Raw genomic sequence first — 18,113 nt, forward strand, 5'->3', positions numbered from 1 at the left:
CGAGCCGAGGGATGCGGCGTCGACAATCGACCTCGACATGATCCGCGCGTGGTGGTCGTTGCGAAGCCTGCTGGCGATTCGCTGGCTGGTCGAGCACGGCTTCGACCCGTACCCGCCGGGCCGTGGTCGACGTGTTGAGATCCCGGCTGTGAGCCTGCGCAGGCCCGACTGCTACGAGTGCGTTCTGACGCATCGAACAGGCCGGCTCCTTGGGGCGCATCGCCTGCCCTTACTCACTCTGCTCCGCATTTCGCTGAGGTGTGCGGGGTGACCGTGTCGGAAGCTGGCAGCTGCGAGGTGACGTTGGGGTGTCAGGTCCCCCGGTGCCCGCTCAGAACAGTGCCAGGCCCTCGCCGCTGGTATCCGCGATGACCGGCCGGAACTGAGCGGGGAGGCCGTCCAAGCGGTCAGGGCCGGCCGCGGCGGCCACAGCAGGTGCCGTCTCGGCCAACCAGACACCAAACCGCTCGGCGGCTTCGCGGTAGGGGACTTGCGCCAGGACACGGTGCTCGCCGGAGGGGCAGAAATCGACTGCGACAGTGAGCAGGCAGGAACGGGGCGCGTTCTGACTGCCCGTCCAGGACACGCGCAGGACACCGCAGGGCTTGCGCCCGCCGTGGGCGCGGTGGGTCGGGCGCAGCGATCGGCAGGCTATGTGGGCGGTCCATGCGGCGAGGTGCGGCAGGGGCAGGGTGGTGCGCGCGCGGCAGCCGGGGCAGCGGTGCCAGTGGCGAAGCCAGTCGTCGGCGTCGGTGTGGAAGAGGCGTGTGTAGCGGTTCGCCACGCGGATGTCGTTGCTGTACAGGTGGTCGGGGCGTTCCTGTGTGTTGCAGGACTGGCAGACAGGGGCGCGCGCGTAGCCGTGTTCGTGGCAGTGGTCGAGGACTGCGGCGGGCGCGGTGCGGCAGACGGCGCACGCCCACCCGGCCACCCTGCGGGAGGTACCGGGCTTCCTGCTGAGCACCGAGTACAGCTGGCCTTCCAGCTCTCCGTTGTACGGGCGCGGTGAGGCGGTGGGGCCCTCGGGGCTCACCGTATGCCGACCTTCGGCGTCTCGGGCCTCCCGGGGGCGGAAGGGCGGCTCAGTGGCGGATGCGCTTGCCCGGCGGGTCCGCGCGGCGTGCACCCACTGCGTTTCGCTGTGCTCGGCCGCGTCGAGCAGCCTGACCACAGCGCGCGGCAGCCACCACGTCCGCTGCGTCCCGTCGCGGGTCTGCTCCACGAGTATCTGTCGCCAGTCGATCCCCGCCAGATGGTACGGCCGGCCGACTTCACGTCGTGCTGCCCGCTCGGGGCCGCCCAGCTCCTGCAGTCCCCTCGTGATGCGCCGGCGCCAACGCAGCGGCGTTTCCTCGTCGGACTCCTGCCTCGGCGCCCCACGAAACGGACCGATGCGGACCAAGTCCTGCCGATCCATCCCCACCGCGTTCAGTTCCGCGGCCGCCCGGCGCACCTCAACCTCCGGAACACTCCACTGACCGACGCTCGCCCTCACCGTCGCCATCACATGCCCGCCGAGCAGGACGTACCCCACCCGGGCATGGGCAGGAGAGCAGGTCAATGCCCCAAAAGCCGTCGGCACGGCACTGTCGGCCGTCAAATCGACCCACAGAGCGTCCGCGGCACCCAGGGTGATCAGGCCGTCCGTGCAACCGGGCATGACACGCTCTGACATACCGACAGGCTAACGGCTCGCAACGCGGCAACGGGTGCCCAGTCAGCCAGGCCGCCACCGCGCTCGGCCATCGGCTGAATCGACTTGGGCCGTCCGTCCAGCATCAGACCCCGCAGACAACACGCGCCCCACCGCCGCTGATGGATCATCAACGGGATCCTGTACCGGCAGCGCACGGGTGTGCCCTGGCGGGATCTGCCTGCGCGTTTCGGTCCGTGGAAGACCGTGTATGAGCGGCACCAGCGCTGGTCGGCGGATGGCACGTGGGACAGGACCTTCTAGGGCCAACCGGGGAGGGGATACCTTCACGTCTCGGTGCGGCGGTGCTTACGGTTTGTGGGTTACCCAGATCATTTCTGCCGGCCAGCGGTATGCCCAGTCAGGCGGGTCGGTTTGGTTGTAGCCGTTGGCTGTTCCGGGTTCGGGCCGCGGCTCGATGAGGTCGTCGATCACGAGACCTGCACCGCGCAGGACCTTGATCCAGTCGCCGTAGGTGAGCTGATAGCTGACCGCGCCCTCGCCCTGGTCTTCGGCGATGGTGTCCAGCCCGAAGTAGTCCTGCTGCAGCGTCGTGGTCACGCGGCTGGCGGCTTCGTCGTAGCAGGCTTCGAACCATGGGCTGGCGACGTTGAACACCAGGCGCCCACCGCGGCGCAGGATGCGTGCGGCCTGCGGGACGGCCAGGTACGGGGGCGCCCAGCTAAGCCCGCCGTAGTCACAGAACACCAGGTCGAAGCTGTCGGCGGCGAACGGGAGGTGTTCGGCGGCGCCTTGCACCAGCGGGTAGCGGGCCGCTCCCATCGCGCGAGCTGCCGCGGCGAGCTGGGCTTCGGACAGGTCGAGCCCGACCACGGTGGCGCCCTCAGCGGCGAGCGCCCTGGACCACTGGCCGGCGCCGCAGCCGAGTTCGAGGACGCGCTTGCCGGTGACGTCGCCCAGGGCGTGCAGGTGCGCGTCGGGGATGGCGTACGTACCCCACAGCCGGGGCGTTGCGCCGATCTGCGGGTCGTGCTCGTGCTGGTAGGCGCTGCTGATCTGGTTCCAGAACCGCCGGTTGGCAGAAATGCTGTCCACGCGCCGACTCAAGCACTGCCTGCCGGGGGCGGTCAACACGATTGTGCTGCGACCGGGAAGGCTCACTGGTTCACGGGTGTCCTGTCTTGCTGCCGATGCGATCGGGTGGGATCGGGTGGGATCGATCGACCCGATCCAGCCTCAGGAGACGTGGTGACACCACGGGTTCAAGTCCGCAGGATCGCCGACTACGAGGGGCAGAAGCTGCAGCAGATCGTCCGGCAGGGCAGCACGAACAGCGTGCGCTACCGGCGGGCGATGATCCTGCCGGCCTCTGCGGGCGGCAACACCGTCCCGGTCATCGCCCGTCTTCGCGAAGCCGCGGTAGCGGCACCGGCGTCCGCGGTGGCCGTCCACGAACTCCTCGATGCTGCCCTCGGCCCCCGAGCGCAGCCCGTAGAGCCGGCGCCAGTCCGGATCCTGCTGGTCGGCGCGGTTCTTGACCTGGAGTTCGTGCAGGCGGCGGGTCGGGAAGTACAGGCTGCAAAACGCCCCCGGCGTGCACTTGGCCTGTTCGGGGCAGCGGCCGCACTGGCGGGCGTCGAACCGGACTGTCACCCAGGTCGGCTCCTGCACCGGAAGGTCCTTCCAGTTGCTGCTGACCTGCCCGTTGGGGCAGGTGACCTCGCGCCGGTCGAAGTCGATGATGAAGTTCTCCCGGCCGAAGCCGTCGCCGGCCCGGTGCTGCGGGGTGGTGCTGGGCGGAAGCGGCCCGATGAGGGTGACGCGGTGCAGTCGGGCGGCGTCGTCCATGCCGGCGACGGAGGTGCAGCCGCCGTCGACCAGATGCTTGCCGGGCAGCGGCCGCAGCCGCCGGAGGCGGGCATGGATGCCGGGCAGGGCCTGGCTGTCCGCGCCGGAGACGGCGGTGGCCACGTCGGTGATGACGTTGACGCGCTTGGCGTCGCAGGTCTCGGTCACGTGCACGAGGTAGCCGGTCCAGCGGGTGTCGCCGCGCCGCGTCCAGCGGGCCTCGGTCTCATGCGGCGACTCGATCCGCACCCGCGACGGCGGCCGGCCATCGCGGGTACGGATCGAGGCCGCCCGCGCCAGTCGGCCATTTCCATAAACTATGAATATAAAAATGCTATGCTTCGAGCATGAGTCGTCAAGACACCGCTCCTGGCGCGTCCGCCGCCATCGGGGCAGCCCTCTACGGCCTGGCCACCAGGGCCGCGAGACGCCTGCCCCGGGACATGAGCCTGACGTCCGCCGCCACCCTGGCCACCCTGGACCGGACCGGCCCGCGGCGCATCACCGATCTGGCCGCGGTCGAGGGCGTCACCCAGCCCGCGATGACCGCCCTGGTCCGGGTGATGGAGGAGTCCGGCCTGATCGAGCGGCGGGGCGACGCGTCAGACAAGCGGGTCACGCTGGTGTGCCTGACCGAGGCCGGCGCCTCCTATGTCCGGACGCGGCGCCAGGCGGGCGTCCACGCGTTCGAGCGGTTGATCGGCGAGCTCACCGGCGACGAGGTCGAGGCGCTGGTGGCGGCCCTTCCGGCGCTGAAGCATCTGGCAGAGCTCGAAAGCCAGGACCGCGAAGGGCCGAAGCAGTGACCGGGCAGCCGGTCGGCGGGGTCGCGGTGAAGGCGTTCCCGGTGGCGCGTTCCGAGGCGCGGCTGCTGGTCCCCGCCCTGATGTTCATCGCTCTGGTCGTGGCGGCGGTCGCCAGCCTCGGGACGCCGCTCATCACCAGTGTGGCGACCTCGTTCCACGTCTCGCTCGGCAGCGCGCAGTGGACGCTGACCGTCGCGCTGCTCAGCGGCGCCGTCGCCACGCCGGTCCTGGGCCGGCTCGGAGCCGGCCCGCACCGGCGGGCCACGATCCTCGCCACGCTGGCGGTCGTCGTCGCCGGCAGCGCGCTCACCGTGCTGCCGCTGCCGTTCGCGTGGCTGCTGGCCGGCAGGGCGGCCCAGGGCGTCGGGCTCGGGCTGACGGCGCTGATGATGGGCGTGGCCCGGGACCACCTCCCCGAGGAGCGCAGCGCGGCCGTGATCGCCCTGATCTCGGTGGTCTCGATCATCGGGGCCGGCGTCGGCTACCCGCTGGCCGCGCTGCTCGCCGAGCTCGGCGGGGTACGGGCCGCCTACGGCCTCGGCCTGGTCGTCACCGCCGCCGCCCTCCTGGCCGCGTGGCGCTCCATGCCCGAAGCCCCCGAAGGCCGCTCCGCCCACGTGGGCGTGGCAGGCGCGGTCGTCCTGGCCGCTGCGCTGCTCCTGGTGCTGTTCCTCGCCGGCGAACGGAATCTGTGGAGCCGGCACCTCGCCGTGGCGGCGGGCCTCGCCGTCGTCGCGGTGGTGCTGCTCTGCGTCTGGGCCGTCATCGAGCTGCGCAGCACGACGCCCCTGGTCGATGTGCGGGCGGTGCGGCACCCGGCGGTCGCCGGGGCGAACCTCGCCATGTTCGTCGGCGGGATCGGCATGTACCTCCTGCTCACGCTCATCACCCGGTACGCGCAGACGCCGCACGGCGCCGGCTACGGCTTCGGGCTGACGACCTTCGTCTCCGGGTTGGTCCTCATCCCGTTCTCGGTGCTGGGGTTCGTCGCCGGCAAGCTCACGCCGCGGGTCCGGACGCGGATCGCCGACCCCCTGCTCCTGGCCGGCAGCGCCGTCGTGGTCGGCGGCGGGTTCGCCCTGTTCGCGGCGGCCCGGTCGGAGCTGGCCGAACTGTTCGCGGCAATGGGCGTGCTCGGCTTCGGCGTCGGCGGCTTCTCGGCCGCGATGCCCGGCGTCATCCTGGCCGTCACCCCCAAGAGCGAGACGTCGAGCGCCATGAGCTTCAACTACGTCGTCCGCAGTGTCGGGTACTCCCTGGGCAGCGCCATCGGCGGCCTGATCCTCGCCGCGGGCACCGGCCCCGGCCACCTCTTCCCCGACGACAGCGCCTACACCACCGCGGCGCTGGTCGGCATCGGCGCCATGGCGATCACGACGCTGACAAGCCTCGCTCTCGCCCGCCGACGCTCGTCCGAGACCAACCCGTAAGTCAGATGCACTCATCCCAACACTGGAGGTTCCATGCCCAAGGGCTACTGGGTCAGCGCCTACCGCACCATTTCAGATCCTGAGAAGCTGGCTGCTTACAACAAGCTGGCCCGCCTGGCCGTCGAGGCCGGGGGCGGTCGGGTCCTCGTCCGTGGCGGTCGGGTCGTGGCGCATGACGCCGGAATCGCCGAGCGCACCGTCCTGATCGAGTTCGACAGCTTCGAGCAGGCCGTCGCGGCGCGCGAGAGTGCGGCCTACCAGGAGGCGCTGGTCGCCCTCTCCGACGGCGTCGAGCGCGACTTCCGCGTCGTCGAAGGCATCGACTGACCGAGGTCCAGTGCTCCGTGTTCTTGTCATCTTCCAGAGCCGTGGTGGCTGGTGCGCACACGGCGGGGCCGGGTGGTGTGCGGGCTCCGGCGATGAGCCGGGCCGCAGCGTGCCAGCACAGTCAGGCGCCGGCAGGTGCTCGATGGACTGCTCACCGAGTACCACGCCGCCCCGACCGCCTCACCATCGACAGAGAACGCCCAGCTCAGCAGCCTGAATGGCGCTCACGCCCCGGGAGTGCCCCATCTGCCGGCGGACGACAAGGGGCTGCTCGCGAGCGGCAAGTTGACATCTTGACCGAGCAACGCATGCGTCCAGTCCACGTCTGAAGCTTCATCCGGCCCAGCGTCACTGCACCTGCGCCGGAGCTATTCGCCAGCTTGCGCGACATGGCTGCGGTCCGGATCGCACGCGACGGCTCCGGCGCCGTCCGCACTGGGCGTCGCTCACTGCTCCCCGGAGACGTGACCGGAAACCGGTGCCGAAGCAGGCAATATCAAGGATGATACGAGGCGATGACGCGCACACCGTCCGACGCTCCCCATGGCACCTACGCCCCGTTCGCCCATCTCACTGCCCCGAACTCCATCCTCTACCGACGGGTCATGGGGACGTTCATAAGGGCCAAAGAACAGTTCGTGGTGCATCTGCGCCCCGAGGATGTCCATGCGACCTTGCCTCCCGAGCACCGGCCGGCGGAGCCGGACGCGATCGTGAAAGCGCTGGACAGCCTCGTCGAGTGGGGGAATCTGCGGGCCGACCCGGATACGGCCCGGGTCACCGCGGTCGAGGATTTCTACCGGAAGCGGTTCATCTACCAGCTCACCCAGGCGGGGGAGGCCGCGGAGGAGGCGCTGGCCGCGTACGATGCGGCGCTCGGCAGGCGCGGCGCACTCCAGGCCGTGGCGCTGCACGACATCATCACGCAGTTGCGGACCCTCCTGGTCATCGCGGCGGAGGACGTTCCCGATCCCGCGAAGACGCACCTCGCGCTGGAGGCGCTGACCACCCGGTTCGCCGCCCTCGCGGACAATGCGCGGGCGTTCATGGGGTCGTTGCAGCGCACGATCGATCTGCACGATGTGGAGGTCGAGTCCTTCCTCGCCTACAAGGATCAGCTGATCCAGTATCTGGAGCGGTTCATCCAGGATCTGATCACTCTCGGCGGCCGGATCGCGATGCTCATCACCGAGCTGGAGGAGCAGGGCCGTGTCCGGCCGCTGTTGCGCCTGGCCGCCGCCCGTGAGGCCGCCGATGCCTCGCCCGACGAAGCCGAACAGGCACAGGAGCGGGCGTACGAGCGGTGGTCCGCCCGTTGGTCGGGGCTGGCCTCCTGGTTCGTGTCCGACGAGGGCCGCCAGGCGCAGGCCCGGCTGTTGCGCGGGCAGGCACTGGGGGCCATCCGGCAGCTCCTGGCCGTCGTGCGGGCGCTGAACGAGCGGCGTTCGGGACGTTCTGACCGGTCGGCGGACTTCCGTACGCTCGCACGCTGGTTCGCCGAGTCTCCCGACGACGACTCGCGCCACCGGCTGTGGCGTACCGCCTTCGGGCTGCACTCTTCCCGCCACCTCACCATCGATGCGGATACGCTCGTGGAACGCGTGCGGCGGCCGGTGTCCCCGGCCACCGCGTGGGCCGAGGCCGAGCCGCTCAGGATCAGCCCGCAGCTGCGCCGCACGGGCAGCTACGAGCGGCGCGGGAAGCCCCGCAAAGTGGAGGACCGCACCGAGGCCAGACGGCGGCTGGCGGAGATCGCCGTCAAGCAGGCGGAGGAGATCGCGGCCGCCCGCGCCCGGCTGGCGACGGGTGGCGAGCGCAGGCTGTCCCGAATCGGGGAACTGGATCCGCTCGCGTTCGGGCTGTTCCTCCAGTTGCTCGGGGATGCTTTGGCCACCTGGCGGCCGGACACCAGGGCCACCTTCGCGACCAGTAACGACGGCTCGATGGAGATCAGGATGACGGCCCTGCGGGACGGTACGGTGGCCGAGATCCACACTCCTGGAGGGGTGTTCAGAGGACCCGACCACCTGATCGAGATCGTCGACCTGACCGGAGACGGAGATGCGCCGTGACGGTCGTGCCGAGGGCCGAGGTGCTGGACGGACGGCACGCGGACGAGCTGCGGCGTGCCGGGCGCGCCCTGCTGAAGGAGCCCCTGCTGCTGGCCCGCGGACCGCACGCGGACGAGTTCCGCCTGGTTCGCAGCCACGCGGAGGAGCTGCGTGAGTGGTTCGGCCGCAACACCGGGTGGTCGCTGCAGGTCGACGCGGAGTCCGCACGACTGCGCAAGACGCCCGGCGTTCTGACCGACCCCACACACCCCGCGCGGGAAGTGTCCCGTTCAAGGGCTCCCTTCACCCGCCGCCGATATGTGCTGCTCTGCTTGGCCCTGGCCGTGCTGGAGCGCGGTGAGGCCCAGATCGCGCTGGGCCGCCTCGCCGAACAGGTGGTGCTGGAGGCGGCGGATCCACAGCTTGTGGCCACCGGTATGACCTTCGCCCTGGAGCGGCGGGACGAACGCCTCGACCTCGCGGCGGTGGTCCGGCTGCTGCTGCGGCTGGGAGTGCTGCGCAAGGTGGCGGGCGACGAGGACGCGTACGTGAGCGGCGCGGGCGATGTGCTGTACGACGTGGAGCGCCGTGTCCTGGCCGGGCTGCTCGCCGCCCGCCACGGCCCGTCCGTGGTCCGGGCCGAGGGTTTCGAGTCCCGGATCGCCGCGCTCACCGCCGAGACCGCCCTGGACAGCGACGAGCTCCGGTTCCGTGCGATCCGTTGGAAGCTGACCCGGCGCCTGCTCGATGACCCGGTGCTGTACTACGACGAGCTGTCCGATGAGGAGCTCGCCTATCTGACCCGGCAGCGGAGCTTCATCACCGCGCGCATCAACGAGTTGACCGGGCTGGTGGCGGAAGTACGCGCCGAGGGCATCGCCATGGTCGACCCCTACGACGACCTCACCGACGTGCGGATGCCGGAGCAGGGTACTCACGGTCACGTCAGCTTGCTGCTCGCCGAACACCTCGCCGCCGCGGGCGGGCCGGTCAGCAGGGCGGAGCTGGAAGCCCATGTGCGCGGGCTCGCTGCCGAGCACGCCGGGTTCTGGTCGAAGTCGGCCAGGGAGCCGGGGGCCGAGGAGGAACTGGTCGAGCAGGCACTGCGGAAACTGACGGCGCTGCGTCTGGTGTCTCCGACAGCGGACGGTGTCGTCCCGCTTCCGGCGCTGGCCAGGTACGCGGTTGGCGAGACCGTCATCCGTACGACCGGAAAAGCGAGCGCAGATGAGTGACGGCAGGCTGAAAGGCGACACCACGTTGACCGCCCTCCCCTCCCCCGTGCCCGGGCGTTGGCGCCCTCTGCGCATCGGACTCGTCGACCTCTTCTACTACGACGTGGAGGAATTCTGGTTCCGTGACGGCAGGCTCCTGCTGCGTGGCAACAACGGCACCGGAAAATCCAAGGTGCTCGCCCTCACGCTGCCGTTCCTGCTGGACGGCGACCTGTCGGCGCGCCGGGTCGAGCCCGACGGTGATCCGAACAAGCGGATGGAGTGGAACCTTCTGCTGGGTGGTGAACACCCCCACTCCGAACGGCTCGGGTACACGTGGATCGAGTTCGGCCGCATGGACCCCACCACCGGCCAGGCCTGCTTCCGTACCCTGGTCTGCGGGCTCAAGGCCGTCTCGGGGCGTGGCATCGCCCGCCACTGGTACGCGGTGACCGACCAGCGCATCGGCGCCGAACTGAGCCTCCTCGACGCCACCGGCACCGCGCTGTCCCGGGACCGGCTGGCCGATGCGGTCGCCGGGCGTGGCATGGTGTACGACCAGGCGAACACCTACCGCAGGGCCGTTGACGAGGCTCTCTTCGGCCTCGGGGAGCAGCGGTACGCGGCCCTCGTGGACCTCCTGATCCAGTTGCGTCAGCCCCAGCTGTCCAAGCGCCCGAACGAGGCGGCGTTGTCCAAGGCCCTTACCGAGGCGTTGCCGCCGATGGACCAGGCGGTGATCGCGGACGTCGCCGAGGCGTTCCGTTCCCTGGACGAGGAGAAGGAGGAACTGCGCGCGGCGGCGGAAGCCGAACGGGCCGCCTCCGGCTTCCTCGATCATTACCGGCGGTATGCGCGGATCGCCTCCCGCCGCCGGGCGCGCCTGCCGCGAAGTGAGCATGCCCGGTACGAACAGCTGCAGCGTGACCTGGCGCAGGCGCAGTCCGAGCGGCAGCGGGCCGAGGCGAGCCGGGACGAGGCGGGGGCGCGGATCGCGGTGCTGGAGGAGACCGCTGCCCGGCTGAAGGCACAGGACACCGCGCTGCGCGAGGGGCCCGAGATGCGCAGTGCTCAGGCCTTGGACCGGTCGGCCGCCGAGGCCGCACGCGCGACGGCGGAGCTGCGCCGTACCGAGTCGGACCGGGACGAGGCGGATCGGCTGTATGGCCGGGCGCGGGCAAGGCTCGGTGCAGCGGGCAACCGGCTGGGCGCGGCCGAGCAGCGGGTGGCCGAGACCCTGCGCGGAGAGCGCCAGGCGGCGAAGGCCGCACGGCTGATGGGCGAGCTGCCCATCGGCAGCGCGCCGGAGGCGGATGTGCGACATGTGGCCGAGGAGTCCTTGGCGCGGGGGCAGCGGGCCGTGGCGCATCTGGAGGGCCTGGCCGCTCAGGCCGAGCAAGCCGCCGCCGAGCGGCAGGCAGCCTCCCGGCGTCTTGACGAGGCCGAGTCGGAGGTCACCCACACACGCCATCAGCTCGACGACGTGCGGGACGCCGCCTCGCAAGCGGGACGAGCTCTGGTGGAGCGGGTCAGAGCATACTTCGAAGGGTGCGCCGAACTCCGGCCCGCCGATCCGATCGGGCTGCTGGACGAACTCCAGGACTGGGTGACCGGGCTTGCCGGCCCCTATCCGGCCCGGGACCGGGCTGCCGCCGCGCACCGCGAGCACGGTGCCCGACTGGCCGACCGGGCAGCCACGCTGGCGGGGGCCCAGGCAGCTGTGGCGACACGGCTGCATGCCACCCGGCGGGAACTCGCCGACCTCGAGGCGGGCGGCCAGCGGGGGCCGGAACCTCCGTACACCCGCTCCCCGGGCGTTCGTGAGGGGTCGCCCGGCGCGCCGCTGTGGCGACTGGTCGACTTCCGCGACCACCTCGGCGCCGGCGAGCGCGCCGGGTTGGAAGCCGCGCTGGAGGCATCCGGGTTGCTGGACGCCTGGGTGTTCCCTGACGGCACGGCCCTCGACCGGCGCGGCCACGATGTGCTGCTCGCGCCGGCCGACGGGCCGGGCGGCGGCGCGGAAGGGCGCACCCTCATCGATGTGCTGCGTCCGGCCGTGGACCACGGCAATCCGCGAGCCGTGGTGAGCGAGGAGGCGGTCACACGGCTGCTGGCGTCCGTCGGCCTCGGCCGGGAGGATCAAGGAGCCGGCTCCTGGGCGTCCCCGGACGGCTCGTTCCGTACGGGAGCGCTGACCGGCAGCTGGGCCAAACCGTCCGCCGAGTACGTGGGCGAGGGCGCCCGTGAACAGGCGCGCAGGTCCCGGATCGCCCTCCTGCGCACCGACATCACCGGGCTGGAAGCGGAGTCGGAACAGCTACGGACGGAGCAAACGGCGGTCGCGAGCAGCCGGCGAACCCTGGATGCCGAGATGGCAGCCGTCCCTGATGACGCGCCGCTCCGCGACGCACACGCGGCCGCCACGGCCGCCGCCGCCACCGCACGCCGCGCCCGCACCCGGCGCGACGAGCGCCTGTCCGAACTGGCAGCCGCGGACCGACAGGCCGCCGAGGCCACCGCGGTGTTCACCGACACGGCGGCCGACCTGTCACTCCCCGCCGATACCGCAGGGCTGGCCGCCGTACGCCAGGCCCACGCCGACTACGCCGTGGTGCTGGCCTCCCTGTGGCCCGCTCTGCGGGAACGCGCCGATGCGGGCCGGGCCGTCGCCGAGGAACGAGCCGAGGCCGAGCAAGCCACCACCCGCGCCCGGACCTTGGCACAGCGTGTCGAGGACGCGACCCGCGCGGCGGCAGCCGCCGAGGAGCGCCACACCACCTTGCGCTCCACCGTCGGCGCCGCGGTGGCCGATCTCCAACGGCGCCTGGCCGAGACGGCGGAGGCCATGCGCGCCTGTGAGTCCGAGAAGCGGCAGACCCACAACGCACAGGCCGAAGCGGACAGAGCAGCTGCCCGCGCCGAAGGCCGTATCGACCAACTGGAGAGAGATCTGGGCGACGCGATCACGGCCAGAGCGGGCGCCATCGCCGCACTCCAGCGGTTCACCGCGACCGGGCTCCTCGCCGTGGCCCTGCCCGAGGCACCCGTTCCGGACACGGACGGCGGCCCGTGGGCACCGACCCCGGCCGTGGCCTTGGCCCGCACCATCGAGGCGGAGCTCTCCGGCACCGACGACTCGGAAGGTGCCTGGGAGCGGGTGCAGAAAAACCTCAGCGAGGAGTTCACCAAGCTCCAGAACGCACTGTCCAGGAACGGCCACACCGCCTCGGCCCGCATCGTCGAAGACGGCATGGTGGTGGACATCGTCTATCAGGGACGGGCGCGGGCGGTGCCCGAACTGGCCCAGGCACTGACCGCCGAGGTCGCCGAGCTGACGCGGATGCTGTCCGTACATGAGCGGGAGATCCTGGAGACCCATCTGCTGACCGAGGTCGCGGGCACCCTCCAGGAGCTGATCAGCGCTGCCGAGCGCCAGGTCCGGGCGATGAACACCGAGTTGGAGGAACGGCCGACCTCCACCGGTATGAAGCTGCGGCTGGTATGGCGGCCCTCGCGCAAGGCCCCGGCAGGTCTCCCCGGAGTCCGGGAGCGGTTGCGCCAGTCCGCCGACGCCTGGTCGCCGCGCGACCGGGAAGTGGTCGGGGCGTTCCTCCAGACCCAGATCGCCCGCCGGCGCACCGAGGACAACTCGGGGAGCTGGCTCGAGAACCTGACGGTGGCCCTCGACTACCGCTCCTGGCACGAGTTCGGCATCGAGCGCTACCAGCACGGCCGCTGGGTCCCGGCGACCGGCCCCGCGTCGGGTGGCGAACGGGTGCTCGCCGTGTCCGTGCCGCTGTTCGCGGCAGCCTCCTCGCACTACGCCACGGCAGCCAGCCCGCACGCGCCGCGTCTGGTCACGCTCGACGAGGCGTTCGCGGGGGTGGACGACGACTCCCGCGCCAAATGCCTCGGGCTGCTGCACGCCTTCGACCTCGATGTGGTGATGACCAGCGAACGAGAGTGGGCCTGCTACCCCCAGGTCCCCGGGATCGCCATCGCGCAGCTCTCGCGCATGGACGAGCTCGCCGCGGTCCTGGTCACCCGCTGGGAATGGGACGGCAGCGAGCGGACGCGGGGACGAGAGCCGGCGAGCCTCCCGCAGCCGGGCGCCGCTGTCCCGGAGGAAGATCCTTCCGCCGCCACCGCCGGCGGGCGGGGAGGCGGCCACGGCCAGGAGTCGCTGTGGACATGACCTCAGGTGCCCAGGCAGGGAAGGGACCGGCGGGCCACGCAGCCGTCCCCGTTCCAGTGCCGGTACCTCAGCGGCCCCGGGAACACATGCCCGCTGCCCTCGACGGTATCGACCGGGCCCGCCTCGGCCGGTTGCTCGGCCGGCCCGAGCTGAGCTGGCTGCTGGACCGCGCACGCCGACGACTGGCCCGCGGCGAGCCGCTGACCGGCCCGGTGGGCCTCACGGACCCCAGCCCCGCACAACGCGAAGCCGCGGAGCGGCTGCTGGGACGCGCGCCGGGGGCCGGACGGACGCTGACCGTACGACTTGACGCCGTGGACGGTGTGCTGCGCCGCTCCGGGATCAGTCCCCAGGGGCTGGAGGCCGCCGTGCTCGCCCTCACCGGCCCTGTGGAGATGACCAGCGAAACCCAGGCCCGTCAGACACGCATGTGGAACGAGGTCCACAGCCCGCTGGACGTGCTCGGACCGGATCTGGCCGAATGGCGCGACCGCCTGCGCCGCGACGGGCTCGTACGCCGCCTGGAGCGCGACCCCGAGGCAGCCGCCGCACTGATCCGGAACACCGTGACGGCCCTGAGCGGTCTCCCCGCCGAGCCCGCCATGTCCCTGCCCGCTTTCGCGGCCCAGGTGCTGGGCGCCGCGCACGCCCTGGACGACGGCACGCCGCTCGCCACCCTCGTCCTGTCCGGTGCCCGTGCGATGACCGGCTTCCCCGACGGTTCCGGGGCCGAATGGCGCCGCGAAGCATGGGCAGCGGCCGGACTCCTCAAGGACGACCTGTCCTCCACCGTCCTCACCTTGAACCTGCGGGGAACACCCGCCCTCGACTGGATGGCCGATGCCGGCGAACCCGCCGTGCTCACCCTGCGCCAGCTCAGCCGACGTCCGCCGGTGACCTCGGCAACGGCCATCCGGGTCTGCGAGAACCCTGCCGTGCTGTCCGCGGCAGCCGACGCCTACGGGCCCGCATGCCCTCCCCTGATCTGCCTCCAGGGCCAGCCCTCGGCCGCGGCCGTCACCCTGCTGCGCCGACTGCACGCCCAGGGAGCCGACCTTCTGTACCACGGGGACTTCGACTGGGGCGGCCTGCGTATCGCGACAGGTCTGCTACGCCGCGTCCCCTGGAAACCCTGGCGCTTCACCGCCGCCGACTACCGCAACGCCGCCAAGGCCGCCCCGCTCGCCGGACCGCTCACGGGCACTCCCACCGACTCCCCCTGGGAACCCTTGCTGGCCCCGGCCCTCACCGCACTCGGGGTACGCATCGAGGAGGAAACAGTGCTGACCGACCTGCTGTCCGATCTCATCGAATGAGGCGTTCTCATACGATGAGGCAGCGGTGGCAGGTGATCCGCCCCCGCTCCTCGGAGCGACGGTGCGGAGGTCGTGCACTGCGGGGCTCCGCACCCGCGACCGCCCCCTTCGCCGCCCGCTGCGGCCGGCGCCCCAGCAAGCCCGCAACCTCGCGACCGAACCTGGGCATACGCATGGACTCACCACGCTTCCTCATCCGAGACCGCGACAGCAGATAGCACCGACGCCTTCGACGCCGTGTTCCAGGCCGCGGGCATCGAGATCATCAAAGCGCCGGCCTGAGTTCGGCGTGCGGGTGGACTCGCTACGCTTCCTGCTTCGCGACCGGGACGCGAGGCACACCGAATCCTTCGACGCGGTCTTCGCGGCCGACGACATGCGATGAGTTTCAGAACGGCACAGGATCTATCCGGCCGCGACGCAGCTCGACTACACACAGAAGGGGGCGCCGCACGCGGTGCTGCCCGAGTACATTGCCTTCCAGGGCCGGCCCGGCCCCGGGGCGGTGTGGCAGCTGCCGCGCGCCACCCGGGCGCTGCGAGCCGGCCTGGGCCACCGACCGGGTGGTCGTCCCGGGGGAAGACAGGGGAGGACATGCGATTTCTGGAGCGGGAACGCGCCACTGTGGAGAAGCTGTTGCCGGGGCTGGACGAGAGCCTGGCGGCGGTACCCCGCATGGAGCTGGAGGGCCCGAGTAGCCCCGGCATCCAGCTCTTCCGCGACAGCGGCGGCCCCGGGCTGCTGGTGCCGATCCCCCAGCAGGGGCGGGGAGCCACCGCCCTGGACGCCCTGCGGGTGCAGCGCGCAGTGGGCAGCAGGTCACTGTCGCTGGCCGTGGCCACCACCATCCACCACTTCTCGATGGCCCCCCTGGTCGATCTGGCCACCACCTACGATGGCATGGCGTCGATGCTTGTCGAGAGTGTGGCTTCCGGCAACAGCCTCGTGGCGTTCGGCTTCGCCGAGGAGCGCACCGGCGCCGGAATCTTCTCCCCCTCGATGACCGCGACGGTCGAGCCCGACGGCGACGGGGTGCGGATCAGCGGGGTCACGCGCCCGTGCAGTCTGGCCCGGTCGATGGACCTGCTCAGCGTCAGTGTCATGCTCCGCGGGGACGGCCCGGGCGAGGAACTGGCGTTGGCGCTGGTGCCCGCGGACAGCGAGGGTTTGAGCGTCAGCGCGGCGGGGGCGGAGAGCGAGCAGGTCACCCTCGACGACGTACCGGTGCCGACGGACCTGCTGATGCGCACCTCGGCCCCCGACGACGGGCAGCTGGACGTACTGCTGACCGCAGGCTCCGTCTGGTTCCAGCTGCTGATGACGGGCAGCCACCTCGGGGCCGCCAGCGCACTGGTCGAGCGGGTGCTGCTCGACAACCGGGTGCCCGAGTCCGAGCGGGTCGCTCTGCTGGTGGAGGCCGAGGGCGCGATGTCGGCCGCGGAGGGCGTCGCCCGCCGGATCGACGACGGCGGCCCGGACGAGTCGACGCTCGCCCACTCGCTGTACGTCCGGTACAGCGTGCAGGACGCCCTCTCCCGGGTGGTCCCGCGCGCGGTCGAACTGCTCGGCGACCACGACTCCATGGCCTCCGATGAGGTCGGCTACTTCACCACCTGCGCCAACGGGCTGGCCCTGCATCCGCCGGCACGGTCCCGGATGACCGGTCCGCTGGCGGCGTACCTGGTCGGCGGACCGCTCACCATCGCCTGATCCCGGCGGCAACCGGAAGGTGCTCAGCCGCTCCGGTTGCCCGGCGTCCGGTCAGGGCACCGCAACCCAGGTCCGGTCGCTTTGCGGCAGTTGCCGGCCGCGGATGTTCCATCGAGGTGGCTGTATGGCGGTGAGTGCGTGGACGACCCGGCGCCGGGGTGGCAGGAGTTTGCACAGGGAGGTCCCTGCCATGACGAGGGTTGTCGCCGCGACCACGGTGGCCAGGGCCTGGAAGCCGGATCCGGGCCGGGCGAGGGCCTTCGTCGAGAGCGCCGATGCCCCGCCGATGCCCAGCGTCCCGGCTGGTGGCAATCCTCCGTACACGCGGTCTCTGCCCCTCGATGACGGTGCCGAACGATGAACGGTGAGCTTGATGCGGCTCAGGTGGCGCGCCAATGCTCTTCCCTGCGACGGGCCATGTCCCACAGGGAGCGGATGTAGACGGCGTGCTGGAACATGTCGTAGGCCAGCTCGACGGCGAGCGTGCCGGCCAGCAGCTGGGACTTCCATCCGGCGCCGCGTGCGGTGACCACTTTCTCCGCGACGAAGACGAGGCCGATGGCGATCCAGAAGGGGGTGAACTCCGGCTTTCCCCGGGCCAGCATCCACCCTGTGAAGACGAGGTAGAGGGCGAGGAAGAGGACAGACAGGCCCATGAAGGTCTGGCGGATGATGTAGGGGGCGGTGACGGGTGTGCAGCCGTAGTCGCGCAGGTTCTCCAGGGCTCCGCGCTGCCAGCGCAGTCGCTGGTGCCAGAGCTTGGGCAGGCTGGTCATGACCTCGGTGACCACGCCGCAGCCGGGCGGGGAGACGGTGCGGTAGCCCAGCGTCCGTACGGCTTTGGTGATCTCGTCGTCCTCGGTGAGGGAGGCGAGGGAGTAGTAGGAGGTGCCGCCGCCAACGAGCCCGTCGAGGCGGGCTTGTCTGACTTCGCGCAGGGTCGCGACGCGGAAGAGGGTCGCGGTGCCGGTGAGCACGTCGGCCCTGAACTCCCGCCGGGCTATTTCGCGGGCGTAGCGGTGGAATTCGATGCGCTGGAGTGCGCCGAGGAGGCCGCCGCCCTTCTCGCCGTAGAAGATGCCGCCGACGGCTCCGACGGTGCCGTGCATGGCGGCAGTGGCGCTGGCGAGGAAGGCCGGCTGGAGCGTGGTGTCGGCGTCCTGGACGAGGACCATGTCGGTGTCGTCGAGGCCGGGCAGGAGCCGGCCGAGGGCCTGGTTGAGGGCGCCGGCCTTCTTGTGCCGGTTGTTCTGCGACGCGATGACGCCGGCCCCGTTGGCCCGGGCAGTCTCCGCGGTTGCGTCGGTGCAGTTGTCGGCCACGACGACGATGCGGTGCGGCGGGCGGTCCTGGCGGTGCAGCGCCGCGATGGCGGCGGCGATGCGCTCGGCCTCGTTGTGGGCCGGGATCAGCGCGAGGATGCGGGGGGCCGCGGCGGTCCCGTGGTGTCGGGCGCGGGGAGCCGGGCGTCGTCGGGGGCGTGGCCATCGCATGCGGGTGCTCCTGGATCGGTGTGGTCCGGGTGTGCGGGAGGTGTGGGGTGCCGCGCCGGGCGCGCGGCA

The 18,113-nt window shown here is 71.5% G+C and carries 13 protein-coding genes and 2 pseudogenes; 10 read left to right on the top strand and 5 right to left on the bottom strand.

Annotated elements, in window-relative coordinates; genetic code table 11:
* Positions 1–25 precede the first annotated feature (25 nt).
* Positions 26–152: pseudogene (locus ACWDSL_RS13870) on the top strand (aminoglycoside phosphotransferase family protein); the annotation flags it as partial.
* 179 nt (positions 153–331) lie between these two features.
* Here the strand turns inward: ACWDSL_RS13870 and ACWDSL_RS13875 are convergent.
* Positions 332–1,675, bottom strand: a complete 1,344-nt coding sequence (locus tag ACWDSL_RS13875; RefSeq protein ID WP_450484977.1) for an endonuclease domain-containing protein — start codon at positions 1,673–1,675, stop codon at positions 332–334.
* Positions 1,676–1,819: 144 nt separating this feature from the next.
* Here ACWDSL_RS13875 and ACWDSL_RS13880 point away from each other — a divergent pair.
* Positions 1,820–1,948 (top strand): annotated as a pseudogene (locus tag ACWDSL_RS13880) (transposase); the annotation flags it as partial.
* A gap of 54 nt (positions 1,949–2,002) precedes the next feature.
* Here the strand turns inward: ACWDSL_RS13880 and ACWDSL_RS13885 are convergent.
* Positions 2,003–2,749 carry a class I SAM-dependent methyltransferase gene (locus tag ACWDSL_RS13885; protein ID WP_450484979.1) on the bottom strand — a complete coding sequence of 249 codons (747 nt, stop codon included), beginning with the start codon at positions 2,747–2,749 and terminating at the stop codon, positions 2,003–2,005.
* 141 nt (positions 2,750–2,890) lie between these two features.
* The gene (locus tag ACWDSL_RS13890; protein WP_450484981.1) at positions 2,891–3,751 is read right to left on the bottom strand and encodes a transposase; all 861 of its coding nucleotides are present in this window, start codon (positions 3,749–3,751) and stop codon (positions 2,891–2,893) included.
* Between the two features lie 194 nt (positions 3,752–3,945).
* Between ACWDSL_RS13890 and ACWDSL_RS13895 the strand changes: the two genes are divergently transcribed.
* From ACWDSL_RS13895 to ACWDSL_RS13930, 8 genes are all read left to right on the top strand, one after another.
* Positions 3,946–4,308, top strand: a complete 363-nt coding sequence (locus ACWDSL_RS13895; RefSeq protein WP_093872151.1) for a MarR family winged helix-turn-helix transcriptional regulator — start codon at positions 3,946–3,948, stop codon at positions 4,306–4,308.
* Positions 4,305–5,738 carry an MFS transporter gene (locus ACWDSL_RS13900; protein WP_450484983.1) on the top strand — a complete coding sequence of 478 codons (1,434 nt, stop codon included), beginning with the start codon at positions 4,305–4,307 and terminating at the stop codon, positions 5,736–5,738. Before ACWDSL_RS13895 ends, ACWDSL_RS13900 begins: the two co-directional genes overlap by 4 nt.
* Positions 5,739–5,771: 33 nt before the next feature.
* Positions 5,772–6,065 (top strand): DUF1330 domain-containing protein, encoded by a 294-nt coding sequence (locus ACWDSL_RS13905; RefSeq protein ID WP_450484985.1) that lies wholly within the window; start codon positions 5,772–5,774, stop codon positions 6,063–6,065.
* 515 nt (positions 6,066–6,580) lie between these two features.
* Positions 6,581–8,137 (top strand): TIGR02677 family protein, encoded by a 1,557-nt coding sequence (locus tag ACWDSL_RS13910; RefSeq protein ID WP_450484987.1) that lies wholly within the window; start codon positions 6,581–6,583, stop codon positions 8,135–8,137.
* Positions 8,134–9,351 carry a TIGR02678 family protein gene (locus tag ACWDSL_RS13915; protein WP_450484988.1) on the top strand — a complete coding sequence of 406 codons (1,218 nt, stop codon included), beginning with the start codon at positions 8,134–8,136 and terminating at the stop codon, positions 9,349–9,351. The genes ACWDSL_RS13910 and ACWDSL_RS13915 overlap by 4 nt, the downstream gene beginning before the upstream one ends.
* Positions 9,344–13,525, top strand: a complete 4,182-nt coding sequence (locus tag ACWDSL_RS13920) for a TIGR02680 family protein (RefSeq protein ID WP_450484990.1) — start codon at positions 9,344–9,346, stop codon at positions 13,523–13,525. The genes ACWDSL_RS13915 and ACWDSL_RS13920 overlap by 8 nt, the downstream gene beginning before the upstream one ends.
* 86 nt (positions 13,526–13,611) lie before the next feature.
* Complete coding sequence (locus tag ACWDSL_RS13925; RefSeq protein ID WP_450484992.1) at positions 13,612–14,841, top strand: TIGR02679 family protein; 1,230 nt, start codon at positions 13,612–13,614, stop codon at positions 14,839–14,841.
* Between the two features lie 594 nt (positions 14,842–15,435).
* Complete coding sequence (locus ACWDSL_RS13930) at positions 15,436–16,551, top strand: acyl-CoA dehydrogenase (RefSeq protein WP_450484994.1); 1,116 nt, start codon at positions 15,436–15,438, stop codon at positions 16,549–16,551.
* A 51-nt stretch (positions 16,552–16,602) separates the two neighbouring features.
* Here the strand turns inward: ACWDSL_RS13930 and ACWDSL_RS13935 are convergent, their stop codons facing one another.
* Both ACWDSL_RS13935 and ACWDSL_RS13940 read right to left on the bottom strand, forming a co-directional pair.
* The gene (locus ACWDSL_RS13935; RefSeq protein ID WP_450484996.1) at positions 16,603–16,875 is read right to left on the bottom strand and encodes a hypothetical protein; all 273 of its coding nucleotides are present in this window, start codon (positions 16,873–16,875) and stop codon (positions 16,603–16,605) included.
* 56 nt (positions 16,876–16,931) lie between these two features.
* On the bottom strand, positions 16,932–18,044 hold the full coding sequence (locus ACWDSL_RS13940) for a glycosyltransferase (protein WP_450484998.1): 1,113 nt from the start codon (positions 18,042–18,044) through the stop codon (positions 16,932–16,934).
* Positions 18,045–18,113 lie beyond the last annotated feature (69 nt).

Source organism: Streptomyces sp. NPDC000941, assembly GCF_053599555.1.